Source organism: Sulfuricella sp. (assembly GCA_041651995.1).
GTDB lineage: Bacteria > Pseudomonadota > Gammaproteobacteria > Burkholderiales > Sulfuricellaceae > Sulfurimicrobium.
The window spans coordinates 751,955-767,597 of record JBAZID010000001.1; the positions used below are offsets into that span (position 1 = coordinate 751,955).

The window sequence follows — 15,643 nt, forward strand, 5'->3', positions numbered from 1 at the left end:
TTGTTTTTTTAGGTTGCCGCTATCGTCCTGCCTGCAGGAAGCCCTGATCGTTGACCAGGGCCTGGATGTTCAGTTCTTGCCAGAGCCGTCCGGCGGTATCGGAAAATTCGGCGCTTACCCAGGGTGCCGCACCGTTGCTGATTTCCCTGGGTTGCAGCTGGTCGGCGTGGCGCAGGCCCAGCACGCGGCTGACCAGCAATCCGGAGTTCACCAGGAATTTTGCATTGGCCAGGATCAGGCGTTTGTCGGGGCCGCCGGAAACCGGCTCGCCACCGCAGAAGGCAGAAAAATCCACTACGCTGTAAAGGTTGCCACGGATATTTGCAACGCCGGAAAACCAGGGTTGCGAATGCGGCACCTGCGCGAGTTCTGGTGGCGGAATTGCTTCACCCACATCGGCCAGGTCCACAAGCCAGTATTGATCCCCCACCTGCAGACCAAGCTTGGAAGCCGCTCCTGTCTCGCCCCCCTGGGCAATGGCCTGCAATTTGGCTACCACGCCTTGCTGGTATTCGCGCAAACTGATTTTTTTGCGTGCCATGTTTAGACGGTTTTCCTTGTGATTAGCCGAGCGCGGAAATCTTGCTCAGCAGTTCGTCCTGGTTCACCGGCTTGGTGACGTAATCTTTCGCGCCCTGGCGCATGGCCCATACCTTGTCCGTTTCCTGGCCTTTGGTGGTGCACATGATGACCGGGATATGCTTGGTCTCGTCATCCTTGGTGATGGCGCGGGTTGCCTGGAAGCCGTTGAGGCCGGGCATGACCACGTCCATGATGATGAGATCGGGTTTTTCCTGCTTGGCTTTATCCAGCGCCTCTTCGCCACTTTCAGCGAGCGCCACCTGGTAGCCCTGTTTGGTCAGCAGGCTGCTAAGGAAGTGCCGCTCGGTGGGCGAGTCGTCTACCAGCAGAATTTTTTTGATGGTCATGGTTTACCTCTTCGTTGCAAAAATCATGCAGCGTTGCGCGATGTGGTGTGTTTGCGGACGGTTTCCAGCAGGCTATCCTTGGTGAAGGGCTTGGTGAGATATTCGTCCGATCCCACCATTCTGCCACGGGCGCGGTCGAACAGCCCATCCTTGCTGGAGAGCATGATGACCGGGGTGTGTTTGAAACGGGGGTTTTTCTTGATCAGCATGGTGGTTTGATAGCCATCCAGGCGTGGCATCATGATGTCCACGAAGCTGATGTCGGGCTCATGGTCGGTGATTTTTGCCATGGCGTCAAAGCCGTCTTCCGCCAGAATGACTTCGCAGCTTGCCTTCAGCAGGAAGATTTCTGCGCTGCGGCGAATGGTATTGCTATCATCAATGACCATGACCTTGGTGCCGGCCAGATTGTTTTCCTCGCTCACTGATCCCCCTAGAATGCGTGCTTTCGAACTTGTCTAAAACAATAGCTGCATGCCATTGTATAGAAAAACATCGGCAGGTAAACCCCGTTGCGGGCATGATTTGATTAAAACCGAGTTTTTCTGACGCCGCTGGCATACAGCGTGGCTGGCAGCAACAATTTCCGTTTCCGGCAACTATGCTATGATGCCGCGACGTTGTTTTTCGTTTAAATAACAGGATAGATAGGTATGTTGCGCAAGTTTCTGACCCTTACCGTTCTGCTCGGATCGACTGCGGTGGCGCCATTCTCCATGGCCAGCGTCACGATTGTTGGCTCCAGCACGCTCGAGCCTTTTCTCAAGCAGTGGACGCAGGCATACCAGGCCAGGTCGCCTGCCGCTGAAATCAATATTTCCAGCCCGGGCACCAGCGTGGCCCCAAAGGCGCTGATTTCCGGCAAGGCGGATCTGGCCGCGATGAATCGCGAAATGACCAACGATGAAACCGAAGCTTTCATCCGTGTCCACGGACATTATCCGATCGGTATTGCGGTGGCGATCGAAGCGGTTGCGCTTTACGCGCACCCTGACAACCCGATCAAGGGGCTGGATGTCAAGCAGGTGGATGCCATTTATTCTGCCGGCCATGGCTGTGGCTGGAGCGAGGATATCAGGCAGTGGGGCCAGCTTGGCCTCCCTTCGCCGTGGGACAAACAGACTATCGTGCGGCTGGGCCATGACAAGAAATCCGCTGTCCGCGATTTTTTCAACAAATCGGTATTGTGTCGCGATGATTTCGCAACCGAGGTTGAAGAACTCAAACACGACGAACTCCTGGCCAAAGTGGCGGAAACCAGGAATGCGCTGGGTTACGGTCGCTATCAGCCGGGCACAAAACTGAAAATCGTGCCCTTGAAGAAAGGTGCGGGAGATTATGTCGCGCTGACCCCGGACAATATTTATAACCGGAGCTACAAGTTGCAGCATTTCATGTATTTGTATGTCAACAAGTCCAGTGGCAAACCGGTTCCGGCCGAGATCGCTGATTTTCTCAGGACCGGCCTGTCGCGCGATGGTCAGGCGGCCGTCGTTGCAGCAGGATATCTCCCGCTCTCGGATGAACTGATCCAGCGCCAGTTGAGCAAACTCAAATAACCCTGCAATCCACCGTGGCGAGGCCCGCTCCGGTGGGCCTGCTGTTACGGAATCTTCATTATCATGTCTGATACGCCTCCTATCGTGCTTACTTTTGCCGCCTCCGACCCCAGCAGTGGGGCGGGATTGCAGGCGGATCTGCTGACTTTGTCGAGCATGGGCTGCTATCCCATTTCGGTGGTGACGGCCATCACGGTACAGGATACCGTGGGAGTGGAAGACATCCTTGCGCTGGATGCTGAACTGGTGGCGGCGCAAGCGCGTGCCGTACTGGAAGACATGCCGGTGGCGGTATTCAAGATTGGCATGCTGGGCAGCGTGGAAAATATCGCTGCGATCGCGGAGATTGTTGCCGACTATCCGGATGTGCCACTGATACTCGACCCGATTCTGGCCTCCGGGCGGGGCGATGAACTGGCCTCGGAGGAAATGCTGGAAGCCATGCTCGACATGCTGATTCCCCAGGCCACCATTATCACTCCCAACAGCCTGGAGGCGCTTCGTCTCGGACAGGATGACGGCGATGAGGAACTGGATTTATCCGATTGCGCCCGGCGTTTGATCGAGCTGGGGTGCGAGTATGTGCTGGTTACCGGCACGCATGAAAACACCCCGCAGGTGGTGAATACGCTTTATGGTCAGCAAGGCGTATTGCGCTCCGATGCCTGGCAGCGCCTGCCCGGCAGCTATCACGGATCGGGCTGCACCCTGGCTTCGGCGCTTGCCGCTTCGATCGCACATGGCCTGGATGTGGCCGATGCGGTGCGCGAAGCCCAGGAATACACCTGGCAAACCCTGCAGGCTGGATTCAGGCCGGGTATGGGCCAATACATTCCGGACCGGCTGTTCTGGGCGCGCGAAGAGGAAAGTGATGCTGATTAGCGGCCTGTATGCGATCACGCCGGAACAGCCCGATACGGCACGCCTGCTGTCTCAGGTTCGTTCAGCCCTGAGTGGTGGCGTGCGAGTGGTGCAGTACCGCAGCAAGAGCGAGGATGTGGCGCTGCTGCATGAACAGGCGAGTGAGCTGCTGGAACTGTGCCATTCATTTGAAGTCCCGCTGATCATCAATGACAGCCTGCGCCTGGCTGACCTGACCGGCGCCGATGGCGTGCATCTGGGGCGGGACGACGGCTCCCTGCGGCAAGCGCGCATCGTGCTTGGCGCGGAGAAAGTGATCGGCGTATCTTGCTATAATAGCCTGGAGCTTGCCATGCGGGCGGAGGAGGAAGGGGCCAGCTATGTTGCTTTCGGCAGTTTTTTTTCCTCCATCACCAAGCCGGGGGCGGTGGCGGCGCCGCTGTCCCTGCTGAACGAAGCGAAAGCGCATCTGCTTGTGCCGGTTGTCGCCATTGGCGGAATTGCCATAGGCAACGCAGCTTCGCTGATTGCCGCCGGCGCAGACGCGATAGCAGTGATTTCCGGCTTGTTCGATGCGCCCGATATTCAGCTCGCAGCACAACAATATTCTCAACTTTTCAGCCATGCACCGATGACCGGGCAGAGGCTGCACTAGGAACCCGACATGACTTCGCGCAATACAGAGCTTTTCGTGCAATCCCAGCAGCGTATTCCAGGCGGCGTAAACTCCCCGGTACGCGCATTTCGTTCGGTCGGCGGCACGCCGGTATTTTTCAAGCGCGGCCTGGGGCCGCGCTTATGGGACGAGGACGACAAGGCTTATATCGATTATGTAGGCTCCTGGGGACCGGCGATTCTGGGCCATGCCCAGCCCGATGTGGTGCGCGCGGTGCAGGATGCGGCGGCCAGGGGCCTGAGCTTTGGCGCACCCACGGCGCAAGAGCTGGAAATCGCGGAATTGTTGTGCCAGCTGGTGCCTTCGATGGAGCAAGTGCGGCTGGTGAGTTCCGGCACCGAAGCCACCATGAGCGCGATCCGGCTGGCACGCGGCTTTACCGGGCGCAGCAAGATCATCAAGTTCGAGGGTTGTTACCACGGCCATGCCGACTTCCTGCTGGTCAAGGCCGGCTCCGGTGCGCTGACCTTCGGCAACCCCAGCTCGGCCGGCGTGCCGGAGGAAGTGGCGGCGCAGACCATTGTGCTGGATTACAACGACGTGGCAGGCCTGACGCAGACTTTTCAGCAGATCGGCAGCGAAATCGCCGCGTTGATTGTCGAACCGGTGGCGGGCAACATGAACCTGATCACACCCAAACCCGAATTCCTCAAGGCGATGCGCGATCTGTGCAGCCAGTATGGCAGCGTACTGATTTTCGACGAAGTGATGACCGGCTTCCGCGTCGGCCTGCATAGCGCGCAGGGGCTGTTCGGCATCAAGCCGGACCTCACCACGCTGGGCAAGGTGATCGGCGGCGGCATGCCGGTGGGTGCTTTCGGCGGACGGCGCGAAATCATGGAGAAACTGGCGCCAGTCGGGCCGGTTTATCAGGCGGGCACGCTTTCCGGCAACCCGGTGGCGGTGGCAGCCGGACTCGCCACCTTGAAATTGCTGCAAGCGCCCGGATTTTATGAAAACCTGACCCGCATGACCAAGAAGCTCACCGATGGCCTGACGGCCGTGGCGCAGGAAGCCGGCGTGGCTTTCTGCGCCCAGTCGGTGGGCGGCATGTTCGGTCTGTATTTCAGCGCCACGCCGCCGACCAGTTATGCCGAAGTGATGCAGTGCGACAAGGAAGCCTTCAACCGCTTCTTCCACGCCATGCTCGACGAGGGCGTGTACCTGGCACCTTCCGCGTTTGAGGCCGGATTCGTGTCCGCCGCCCATGGCGACGCGGAAATCGAGGCAACACTGGAGGCGGCGCGGCGCGTTTTTGCCAAATTGAAATAAGCAGGAGATTTCATGCGTCCCGCGCAATTGATGACGATTCTGGATCGCGAATTTACCAGCGCCGCTGAAGGCCACCATACGCCGGTCATGCTGTGGGGGCCGCCGGGCGTGGGCAAGTCGCAGATCATTGCCCAGGTGGCGGCACGCCACCATGCGCCAGTGGTGGATATCCGCCTGTCGCAGATGGAGCCCTCCGATTTGCGCGGCATTCCGTTCCGCATCGGCGACCATGTGGAATGGGCGGTGCCGGCCATGCTGCCGGATGCCGTGCGCCATGGCCCGGCGGGGGTGCTGTTTCTCGATGAAATCACTTCCGCGCCGCCCAGCGTTTCGGCGGCGGCCTATCAGCTCATTCTCGACCGCCGTCTGGGCAATTACCGCGTGCCCGATGGCTGGGCCATTTTCGCCGCCGGCAACCGCCAGGGCGATCGCGGCGTGACCTACACCATGCCGGCACCGCTGGCCAACCGTTTTTCCCACTTCGAGGTGGAAGCCCATCTCGACGACTGGGTGGCGTGGGCCTACCACAGCGGCATCGACGAGCGCCTGATCGCTTTCCTGCGCTTCCGCCCCGAACTGCTGTTCGATTTTGATCCGGCGCACAACCCGGTGGCCTTTCCCTCGCCCCGTTCCTGGGAATTTGCCCACCGCGCGCTGCAGAAGTTCGGCGACATGCCGGAATTGCTGCTCGGCTCGCTGCAGGCCTGTGTCGGCCCGGCTGCCGGGCTGGAACTGCATGCCTTCGTGGATAATCTCGGCAAGATGCCGGATATCGACGCCATCGTGCGCGGCGAGGCCGCCGAGGTGCCGCATGAAGTCGATCTGCAATATGCCGTCGCGTCCGCACTGGTCGGCCGCGCCATTCGCGCCAAAAACAGCCCCGAAGCGGCAGCCGTGCATGGCCATATCCTCGATTACGCCACCCGTTTCCCGCTGCGCGAAATGGGCATCATGCTGGTATCGGACATGCATCGCGCCATCGGCCAGCAGCTCTTCAAGGTGCCGCAGTTCTCGCAATGGGCGAATGCGGTGGCCGACATCATGCTGTACGAAATGTAAATCTTGGGATGCCGGTTTGTAACCACGGAGAACACGGAGGACACGGAGAAAGACCAACCTGCTTTTACTCCGTGTTCTCCGTGAACTCCGTGGTAAAAGCCTTTGCCTTTATACGCCATGTTTGATACCTCGATCGAAACCAAGCTCGCCGCCGCCCGCACCCGGCTGATTCTCGACAAGCCGTTTCTGGGCGCGCTGGCCCTGCGTCTGCCCATGGTGGCAGCGAATGCCAAATGGTGTCCCACCTCGGCCACGGACGCGCGCAAGTTCTATTACAACCCGGAATACATTGCCGCGCTGACGCTGGAAGAAACCCAGTTCGTGCTGGCGCATGAGGCGCTGCATTGCGCCTTGTCCCACTTTGCTCGCCGCCAGCATCGCGTCAAGCACCGCTGGGACGTGGCCTGCGACCATGCCATCAATCCCCTGCTGGTGGCGGACGGCCTCAAGCCGCCGCCGGGCGTGTTGTTGCTGGACGCCTATGAAGGCATGACGGCGGAGGAAATCTACCCCTGCATCGGTGACAACAATTCCGACCAGACCATGGACCAGCACCTCTACGACAATGAAGAGTCGGAGGGGGGGCAGGAGGGCGAGAACGATCAGGAGCCGCAACAGGATGGCGGCGGAGGCAGCGGCAGGCAGCAGAAGGATGATAGCGATGGCAGCGGGGGCGGTCAGCAGCAGGACCAGCAGGATGGGCAGGGTGGCGCGGCGCAACCACCGCCCCTGAACGCCAGGGAGCGCGACGAACTGGGCCGTCAGTGGCAGCAGCGCATGGCTGCCGCCGCCCAGCAGGCGATGGCCGCGGGCAAGATGGGCGGCGCCCTGGCTCGCATGGTGGATCATCTGCTGCAACCGCAGTTGCCGTGGCGCATGCTGCTGGCGCGCTATATGACCCAGGCGGCGCGGGATGATTACAGCTATATGCGGCCCTCAAGAAGAGAGGGGCAGGTGATCTTCCCCTCCCTGCGCAGCGGTCAGGTGGATCTGGTGGTGGCGCTGGATACCAGCGGCTCGGTGGGCGAGCAGGAACTCTCCCAGTTCCTTTCCGAAGTGAATGCGCTGAAGGGCCAGATGCGCGCCAGGGTTACGCTGCTGGCCTGTGATACTGCCGTGGCGGAAGGCGCGCCATGGGAGTTCGAGCCGTGGGAGGAATTGAGATTGCCGGCGCACATCAAGGGCGGCGGCGGCACCAGCTTTGTGCCGGTATTCGAATGGCTTTCCCGCTACGGCAGGCAGCCTGATTTGCTGCTGTATTTTACCGACGCCGAAGGCGATTTTCCCAAACAGGAGCCGAATTTCCCCACCCTCTGGCTGGTCAAGGGCCGGGCGCCGGTGCCGTGGGGGCAAAGGATACAGCTCAACTAATGGAATTTTCCAGCGAAGATGCCCTGCGCCTCAATGTCCTGCTGACGCATGAATTGCAGGCGGTGCGCATCGATGAAAACACTTTCACCCTTTATGCCCTGACCGAACGGGGTGAGGCGCGTGTTGCGCTGCATCCGACCGGACGCAAGGAGCAGTACTTGCGCCTGGTGCGTGAAATGCTGTCAGGTCATGCGCTGGGCTCACCCGGCGGTTATCCCCTGTTCATCCAGCGCTGGACGCGCATGGGGCAGAACTCTGGCGACAATATCGACAAATTGCTGCTTCTTGGGGATGAGGAGGCGGTCGTTTCTGTCGCTTATTCACCCAGGCTCTCTGACGAGCTGGCACGCCGGGCATGGTGGTGTTCGCAGAGCGGGGACAATGCGCGGCGCATGCTGGAGCGGGAAGTGGTTTCGCGGGGAAGCATGGGGCCGGTGCTGGCAAACTATCTGGTGGAGCATTTGCCGTTTGAGACCAGCCCCCACGTGGTGATCGACACCATCCGCATTGTGCTTCAGCCTGGGCTGCTTGATGAACAAACTCAGTCGCGCCTGTGGAATCGGGCAAAAAGCGACAATGCCTACTATGTCGGCTTTCTTGCTGCCATGCCGGATACCTTGCCGGGGCAAGGCACGGCAAGGGCCGATCAGGAAGAGCTGACTGCCCTGCTGGACCCTCTGGCGCAGAACGGAAACCGTTATGCACGACAGTTGATGCGCGTGCTGTCAGCGTCTGGCCAGACTTTCCTGGCTGCCTGCGATGATGTGTTGCGGCGCCCTGCGGATCAGGATGTGGCGCGTGCCATGTTTCATGTCATGGGGGCTTATTTTGGCGTATTGCGGCATGAGGTGGGTGAGGAACTGAATCTTGAGAGCGCGATAGCGATGGCGCAGCAGCGACTGGATTCTCCAGACAGTGAACTGGCTGCCGTCCTTGCCGCTGCACCCCAATGTCTGCCAGCGCTGCGAGCCTTGATGACCCTTGCCGAGATAGGCGAGTTCAGCGTGGCGCCGATTCTGTCGCGCACCACCGCCATCGGCTCCCTGATGCGGCGCAAGCTCGAGCCGGTGAGCGAGCCGGTGCTGGAACAGATTGCCGTGCTGCGGGCTGCACCCTAGCGAGTTAACACGCCCCGGCTATTTTGCCGTCTTTTCGCCGGGGCCAATGCGGGAGATATAATCGGCCACTGCACTGATGTCACTGGTGGAATAGCGTTTTACCACCTTGACCATTTTGGGATTGGCATTGCGGCGATTGCCGTCGCGGATGGCCGTTATCTGGCGGACCAGGTAACGGTAGTGCTGGCCTTTGGTGACGGGGTAGAATTTCTCGGCATTGCCCTCGCCGCGCTCACCGTGACAGGTAACGCAATCTTTCTGGTACAGCGCCTTGCCGCGCGCCAGGTCGCTTCCGGGGCCTTTGCCATTGTTGCCGGGCAAGGGCAGTCTGTTGAGGAAGGCGGCAATATCGGCTACTTCCTGCGTGTCCATTACATGCTTTCCGGCAAAGGGGAACATTTTCGGATTATCGCGCCGCCCTTCGCGCACATCGGAAATCTGCTTGATCAGCACCGTGATGTGTTGTCCAGCCAGTTGCGGGTAAGCGCCGTCCGGCAGGCCGGAGGCGTCGGGTTTGTGGCAGCCCTGGCAGCCCTGATAGGCGATTTTTCCGCGTTCCGCGTTGCCCTTCATTTTCAAGAGAATCGCTTCCTCTCCCGACTGTGCTTCCCAGACATAATCGGGCGATTCTATCCCGGGTGCCTTGGGCTGCTGGGGAGGAGCCGCATGGGCGGACGACAGGACGGCCAGGCTCAGGGTCAGGGTCAGGCTTGTCAGAAATGCTTTTTTCATGGTGCAAATCCTTCCATCAGTGATTACTTCAGGCTGGCGACGTATTCGGCCACCGCTTTCATTTCCTGTTCGGTCATCCGCAGTGCCAGAGACTGCATTACCAGGCCGCGGTCATTATCACGCTCACTGCTGGCGAAGCGTTTTAACTGCTGGTAGACGTAAGCAGCATGCTGGCCCGCCAGATGCGGGTAAGCACTGGTGCCGCTTCCGTCCGGCTGGTGGCAGCCGGCACAGGCCGGCACGCCCAGATCGGGGTTTCCGTTGGCGAAGAATTTCTTGCCGGACTCAAGCAGATCCGGGTTGTTCACGATGCCGGGCTTGTTTTTCTGCTCTGCGAAAAAGACCGCCAGATTAGACATGTCATCCGGGCTGAGGCTGGCCACCATGGCGGACATGATGTCGTTCTTGCGCTTGCCCGCCTTGAAGTCCTTGAGCTGCTTGAGCAGGTATTCCGGCTGTTTTGCGGCGAGTTTTGGATAGTCCGGATTGGGTGGAGAAATGCCGTTGCCATCCGGGCCGTGGCAGGCAATGCATGCCCGGGCGGAGATGGCTTTGCCCTTGTTTGCATCTCCCTTGACGGGGAGCGCGGCGCCGGCAGAGCCGGCAGAAAAAATGAACAGGATGGCGCAGAGAAAGCGGTTCATGATATTTCCTTGGTCTATAGCGTGCCGTATGAATGCAGCCCGGACAGGAACATGTTGACGCCGAGAAAAGCGAAGGCCGTCACAAATAGCCCGATAACAGCCCACCACGCCAGCAGCGGGCCGCGCAGGCCCTTGACCAGACGCAGATGGAGCCAGGCGGCGTAATTCAGCCATACGATCAGTGCCCAGGTTTCCTTGGGGTCCCATGACCAGTAACCACCCCATGCTTCCGCTGCCCACATGGCGCCGAGAATGGTGGCGATGGTGAAGAAGGCAAAGCCGATGGCGACTGATTTGTACATCAGGTCGTCAAGCAGATCGAGGGCGGGCAGGCGGCTTGCCAGGATGCCCTTTCCGGCCAGCAGATAGGCGAAACCAACGCTCGCGGCCAGCGCAAAAGCGCCATAGCCGATGAAGTTGGCCGGGACGTGGATTTTCATCCAGTAGGATTGCAGCGCCGGGACCAGCGGCTGGATCTCATGTGCCTGGCGATCGAAGGTGTACCACAGCAGAAATCCCACGGCAGTGCTGATGACCGGCAGCACGAAGCTGCCCAGCTGGCGGTTCTGGTAGCGCAGTTCGTAATAGAGATACATCAGCGCGGTGAGGAGGGAAAACAGGATGAAAACTTCGTACAAGTTGCTGAGCGGGATGTGGCCGACATCCGGACTGATCAGGTAGGACTCGTACCAGCGCGTCATCAGGCCGACAAAACCCATCACCACCGCACTCCAGGTGATGGCGCTGGCAACCCTGGCGGTAAAGCCGGAACGGGTCAGCAGGGCGAACCAGTAGCTGGCGGTGGCGAGTACGAACAAGGCGCTCATCCACATGATGGCGGTCTGGCTGCCGAAGAAGAATTTGAGGAAGAAGGCCTGCTCCGCGCGTTCCAGCTGGCCGTGATACTGGCTGATGCCAAACAGGCTCAGGGCGGCCACCAGCAGTAGCAGGACGCGGAAAGGTTTCCAGAACCAGCCCTGCCAGACCAAGCCCGCGGCGGTAAGGAACAGGATGCCTTTTTCGTAGGCATCCATGTAGTCGCCATAGAGCTGGAAGGCGTAAATGCTGCCACCCGCCAGCACCAATGCATATAGCCAGTCAAACCACGACAGGGATCTGAGTAGCGAGGGCCGGGCGTGATAGTCGAGTGTCTTGTCCGTCAATTCCATGCGTCATTCCTTTAGCAGCGCAGCCAGATGCGTCTTGTGGCGGCTGAATTCCTGCTCGAAGTCCATCGTCTTGCGGTTGCTGGACGTCGCGAACAACACCGTTCCAAGTCGTGGTTGGACCAGCAGCCAGATACGGCGTTCCCTGATATAGAACATGAAGAATACGCCCAGCACCAGCAAAACACACCCGCCGTAGACAATATTCTGGCCGGGGGAGCGGGTCAATTGCAGACCACTCGCCATGACCTCCTCGAATTCCGCGAGCTGGAGATAGACCGGTGCGCCGTAGGCGAACAGATCGCTGACAGTGCTGAGGCTGTCACGCACGAAATGCCGGGTTTCATCATCCATGGCGACGGGCTGGCCTGCGCGGATCTGGGCGGCATGCCAGGCCGAGAGCGTTGCGCTTTCGAGAATCTTGACATAGGTCTGGGCCGCTTTCTCCTGTTCGGCAGCGGGCACGCTTTGCTCGATGAATTTGGCCATGGCTTCAAATCCGCCACTGGCAAACACATTGAGCACCCTGGTTGTGCTGTCCGCCAGTTTGGCCAGCACTTTTGGGTCTATGGCCTCGCCCTGCAAGGCAAATTCGGCGAAGTGGCGCGCGATTCCGGGGTGGGCCTGTTTGTCCAGCAGCACTGCGCGCAGGCGCATGAAGCCATCGATCTTGCTTTGCCCGTCCAGCGGGAAACGAATGTAGCGGAACGGCTCGTTAGGCGCCATCCGCATGCCCGAGAGCAGGTACCAGCGATTTTCAAGCTGGATCGGCAGCATGTAGTTGAAATACTCCTGCGCCTGGCCCTGGGCATCGCGGATCTTGTACTGGAAGCTGGGGCCGACGTTGCGCAAATCATTTTGCGCGCGCTTGGCGCTGCCGGTCCGGAAGAACTTGTTCAGGTTGTCCCAGGCGTCCGCACCGCCCTCCTCATGATTAAAGTTTTCGATATTGAATTTGCGGAATTCGCTAAATTCGATGGTGTAAGTGGCGTCGTTGTTGGAAAGCTGGCTGGACTCCTTGACCACGCCCTTCAGGTCGAAAGCCTGGTGGTTCGGACTGAACAGGCTCCAGCCCTTCATCTTCAGGCGCGTGCCGCCATCGCCGAAGCTGGCCTGATAAATTGCAATCCCCTGGTAAATCAGCGGATGGTTGACGCTGATGGTGCGGGAAATGCTCTCCCGGGTGGTTTTGTCGATCAGCGTGATATCGCTCTCGAAGGATTTGGGCTGGCCGGTGGGGTAATGTTCCACCCGGAATTTATTCAGCTTGATGTCGAAAGGCAGGTCCTGTACCAGATAGCCGTCGGCAATATGGATGAAGACAACATCCGCGCCCGCACCTTCAGGAATGGTCACACCACCGCGAAAAGACAGGTTGGCAGGCGACAGGCGGCTGGCAGCCGGGACCTCGTTCTGTGGAATGTCCCGGGTTTCGATTTTTTTCCAGCCCAGCAACTGCTGGGCCTTGAGGGGGAGATTGCCGTCTATCAGACCACCCAGGCAAATCACCACAATGGCAGCGTGCGTGAGTATGTAGCCGATACGGTGGTAGCTGCCGGCCTTTGCGGCAATCAAGACATCCCCGCCCTCGTTCGGTGCGCCCAGTTTGGCGCGGAAGCCCTGGCCCTGAAGATAGTTGCCGAGCCGGTGGGTTAATGTGGCCGCAGGCAGGGCTGTGGCATATTCGGCCTGATGGGCAAAGGCCCGCAGCGATGTTTCCGTGGCGTGTTCGCGGAAAGAACGCATCTCGCGCAGCATCAGCGGCGTGTTGCGATAAAGGCACAGGCTGGTGGAAAGAATCAGGAACGCCAGGATGAGGAGGAACCAGCTGGCGTGATAAACATCATACAAACCCAGCATTTCGAAAGTCTGGAACCAGAATTGGCCAAACTGCATGATGTAGTTCGGGTATGGCTCGTTTTGCTTGAGCACGGTGCCGATGACCGAAGCAATTGCCAGCACGGTGAGCAGGCTGATGGCAAAGCGCATCGAGCTCAGCAATTCATACAGGCCATGAGCCAGATTGCGGTGTGATGGGTTTGGTTGGGTCACGATATGAAAACTGGTGCGGACAAAAAAAGGGTGACTTGCGCCACCCTTATCTGTTTACGGTTGCCCGTTGATTGCTTTAGTTCAGGCCGGAGATGTATTCCGCCACGGCAGCCATTTCCTGATCCGTCATCTTGGAGACGATGACGCGCATCATTTTTGCGGCATCGTTGGCGCGCTCGCCGCTACGGAATTTCTTCAGCTCGGCCAAAGTGTATTCGCCATGCTGGCCGTGGAGCGAGGGGAACTGAACCGGAATGCCGGCACCGTTCGGGCCGTGGCAGGAAGCGCAGGCGGGTACGCCGCTGGCCTGGTTGCCACCCTTGTAGATTTTCTGGCCCAGGGCGATCAGATCCTTGTTCTGGGCACTGCCGGGAGTGACCTTATTCTGGCCGAAGTAGGCGCCCAGGTTTTTCATGTCTTCCGGCGACAGGGCGGCGACCATGCCAGCCATGATGGCGCTTTTGCGCTCACCGGATTTGAAGTCGGTCAGTTGCTTGGTGAGGTATTCGGGATGCTGGCCGGCCAGTTTTGGGTTGGCAGGTGCAGTGCTATTGCCGTCAGCATTGTGACAGGCAACGCAAACCGTCGTCGCGATCTGTTGAGCCTTGGCAGGATCGCCCTTGGCGGCAGTTTCCGCCAGCGCTGAAGATGCGGCCATTACACCCGCAATCGCCATCATCGCCATGGTTTGTTTCATTCTCCGACTCCTTAGACAGTTCTTTTGAGCTATAAAAGTTGACAATTCTATACCAAGAGTAAGCTATCATGCCACTTTGATAGAAAATTTTTCCATGGCTTTACTTCAGCACGCACAGTTCCATATTTCCGCCAATGATTTGCGCGATCTGCCCCCGCCGTTCGGGCGCGAGGTGGCTTTTGCCGGCCGCTCCAATTCGGGCAAATCGAGTGCAATCAACACCCTGTCCAACCGGAACCGGCTTGCTTTCGTCAGCAAAACACCTGGCCGCACCCAGCTGATCAATTTCTTCAGCCTGGGGGAGGACCGCTACCTGGTGGACCTGCCGGGTTATGGTTACGCCAAGGTGCCTGAAAAAATACGCCTGCACTGGCGTTCGGTGCTGAGCGCCTATTTGCAAACCCGGTCTTCGTTGTGTGGTCTGGTGCTCATCATGGATGCGCGCCGCCCCTTGACAGACCTGGACCGGCAGATGCTGGAGTGGTTCCAGCCTACCGGAAAGCCGGTCCATGTGCTGCTGACCAAATCGGACAAATTGACCCGCCAGCTGGCGACCGCCACGTTGCGCGCGGTGGAGAAGGATTTGCAGGAAATTTACCCGGGCGCGACCGTTCAGTTGTTTTCCAGCCCCAAGCATCAGGGTATGGAAGAGGCGGAGCGGGTAATTGGCAAGTGGCTGATGCCTGCCGAGGATGCCCTGACGTAAAGTCCCGAATCCGGAGTTTGGGACTCGTGCGTATCGCGCCACCCTTGCGCCCGTAAGGCAAATTAGGGTTAAAATGCAAATTTCCCCGCCTTTTTAAGGAATCATCATGCCTCAATATCGTATCGCGCCCAGCATCCTCTCGGCCAACTTTGCCAATCTCGGCCAGGACGTGGACAACGTGCTCGCCTCCGGCGCGGACATCGTTCACTTCGACGTGATGGACAACCATTACGTGCCCAACCTGACCATCGGACCGCTGGTATGCGAAGCCCTGCGCAAGCACGGTGTGACCGCGCCGATCGACGTGCACCTGATGGTCAAGCCGGTGGACCGCATCATCCCTGACTTCGCCAAGGCTGGCGCCACCTACATCACTTTCCATCCAGAAGCTTCAGAGCATGTCGACCGCACCATCGGCCTGATCAAGGAAAATGGCTGCAAGGCCGGTCTGGTATTCAATCCGGCCACGCCGCTGGATGTGCTGGAATACACCCTGGACAAGCTCGACATGGTGCTGCTGATGTCGGTCAACCCCGGTTTTGGCGGCCAGAAATTCATTCCCTATGTGCTCGACAAGGCCCGCAAGGTCCGTCAGATGATCGATGCGCGCGGCCTGGACATCAGCCTGGAAATTGACGGCGGCGTGGGTCCCGGCAACATTCTGGAAGTGGCCCGCGCCGGGGTGGACACCTTTGTCGCCGGTTCTGCCGTATTCGGTGCCGCCAAGGACAGCGACCCACACCGCTTTGACTCCATCATTGCCGCGATGCGTGCCGAACTGGCCAAGGTTTAATCGCCACC

Annotated in this window: 17 protein-coding genes; 9 read left to right on the plus strand and 8 right to left on the minus strand. The window is 59.3% G+C overall.

Annotation, left to right across the window (positions count from 1 at the left end; genetic code table 11):
* Positions 1-19: 19 nt before the first annotated feature.
* From WC392_03560 to WC392_03570, 3 genes are read right to left on the minus strand one after another with little or no spacing between them, the layout of a single operon-like run.
* Positions 20-541: a chemotaxis protein CheW gene (locus WC392_03560; protein ID MFA5241436.1), complete on the minus strand. Its 522-nt coding sequence runs from the start codon at positions 539-541 to the stop codon at positions 20-22.
* A gap of 22 nt (positions 542-563) precedes the next feature.
* Positions 564-929 (minus strand): response regulator, encoded by a 366-nt coding sequence (locus WC392_03565; protein MFA5241437.1) that lies wholly within the window; start codon positions 927-929, stop codon positions 564-566.
* 23 nt (positions 930-952) lie between these two features.
* The gene (locus WC392_03570; GenBank protein MFA5241438.1) at positions 953-1,318 is read right to left on the minus strand and encodes a response regulator; all 366 of its coding nucleotides are present in this window, start codon (positions 1,316-1,318) and stop codon (positions 953-955) included.
* A gap of 264 nt (positions 1,319-1,582) precedes the next feature.
* Between WC392_03570 and WC392_03575 the strand changes: the two genes are divergently transcribed.
* The 7 genes from WC392_03575 (at position 1,583) to WC392_03605 (ending at position 8,845) form a co-directional block, all read left to right on the plus strand.
* The gene (locus WC392_03575) at positions 1,583-2,488 is read left to right on the plus strand and encodes a PstS family phosphate ABC transporter substrate-binding protein (protein MFA5241439.1); all 906 of its coding nucleotides are present in this window, start codon (positions 1,583-1,585) and stop codon (positions 2,486-2,488) included.
* A gap of 63 nt (positions 2,489-2,551) precedes the next feature.
* Positions 2,552-3,370: a bifunctional hydroxymethylpyrimidine kinase/phosphomethylpyrimidine kinase gene (gene thiD, locus WC392_03580; GenBank protein MFA5241440.1), complete on the plus strand. Its 819-nt coding sequence runs from the start codon at positions 2,552-2,554 to the stop codon at positions 3,368-3,370.
* Entirely contained in the window at positions 3,360-4,004 is a 645-nt protein-coding gene (gene thiE, locus WC392_03585; GenBank protein MFA5241441.1) for a thiamine phosphate synthase, read from the plus strand. Before thiD ends, thiE begins: the two co-directional genes overlap by 11 nt.
* Positions 4,005-4,013: 9 nt before the next feature.
* Positions 4,014-5,297 carry a glutamate-1-semialdehyde 2,1-aminomutase gene (hemL, locus tag WC392_03590; protein ID MFA5241442.1) on the plus strand — a complete coding sequence of 428 codons (1,284 nt, stop codon included), beginning with the start codon at positions 4,014-4,016 and terminating at the stop codon, positions 5,295-5,297.
* Between the two features lie 12 nt (positions 5,298-5,309).
* Positions 5,310-6,356 (plus strand): AAA family ATPase, encoded by a 1,047-nt coding sequence (locus WC392_03595; protein MFA5241443.1) that lies wholly within the window; start codon positions 5,310-5,312, stop codon positions 6,354-6,356.
* A gap of 117 nt (positions 6,357-6,473) precedes the next feature.
* Positions 6,474-7,727 carry a VWA-like domain-containing protein gene (locus WC392_03600; protein MFA5241444.1) on the plus strand — a complete coding sequence of 418 codons (1,254 nt, stop codon included), beginning with the start codon at positions 6,474-6,476 and terminating at the stop codon, positions 7,725-7,727.
* Entirely contained in the window at positions 7,727-8,845 is a 1,119-nt protein-coding gene (locus WC392_03605; GenBank protein ID MFA5241445.1) for a hypothetical protein, read from the plus strand. Before WC392_03600 ends, WC392_03605 begins: the two co-directional genes overlap by 1 nt.
* A gap of 18 nt (positions 8,846-8,863) precedes the next feature.
* On the opposite strand, the gene WC392_03610 is transcribed toward WC392_03605, so the two are convergent.
* The 5 genes from WC392_03610 to WC392_03630 form a co-directional block, all read right to left on the minus strand.
* Entirely contained in the window at positions 8,864-9,577 is a 714-nt protein-coding gene (locus WC392_03610; GenBank protein ID MFA5241446.1) for a c-type cytochrome, read from the minus strand.
* A gap of 23 nt (positions 9,578-9,600) precedes the next feature.
* Positions 9,601-10,221: a c-type cytochrome gene (locus tag WC392_03615; GenBank protein ID MFA5241447.1), complete on the minus strand. Its 621-nt coding sequence runs from the start codon at positions 10,219-10,221 to the stop codon at positions 9,601-9,603.
* Positions 10,222-10,235: 14 nt separating this feature from the next.
* Positions 10,236-11,390, minus strand: a complete 1,155-nt coding sequence (gene ccsB / locus WC392_03620) for a c-type cytochrome biogenesis protein CcsB (protein ID MFA5241448.1) — start codon at positions 11,388-11,390, stop codon at positions 10,236-10,238.
* Between the two features lie 3 nt (positions 11,391-11,393).
* Positions 11,394-13,439, minus strand: a complete 2,046-nt coding sequence (locus WC392_03625; protein MFA5241449.1) for a cytochrome c biogenesis protein ResB — start codon at positions 13,437-13,439, stop codon at positions 11,394-11,396.
* Between the two features lie 76 nt (positions 13,440-13,515).
* A complete protein-coding gene (locus WC392_03630) occupies positions 13,516-14,136 on the minus strand; it encodes a c-type cytochrome (GenBank protein MFA5241450.1) in 621 nt (206 codons plus the stop codon).
* Positions 14,137-14,230: 94 nt separating this feature from the next.
* Here WC392_03630 and yihA point away from each other — a divergent pair, with 94 nt between their 5' ends.
* Positions 14,231-14,842 (plus strand): ribosome biogenesis GTP-binding protein YihA/YsxC, encoded by a 612-nt coding sequence (gene yihA / locus WC392_03635; GenBank protein ID MFA5241451.1) that lies wholly within the window; start codon positions 14,231-14,233, stop codon positions 14,840-14,842.
* A 106-nt stretch (positions 14,843-14,948) separates the two neighbouring features.
* Positions 14,949-15,635 carry a ribulose-phosphate 3-epimerase gene (gene rpe, locus WC392_03640; GenBank protein MFA5241452.1) on the plus strand — a complete coding sequence of 229 codons (687 nt, stop codon included), beginning with the start codon at positions 14,949-14,951 and terminating at the stop codon, positions 15,633-15,635.
* Positions 15,636-15,643: the final 8 nt, after the last annotated feature.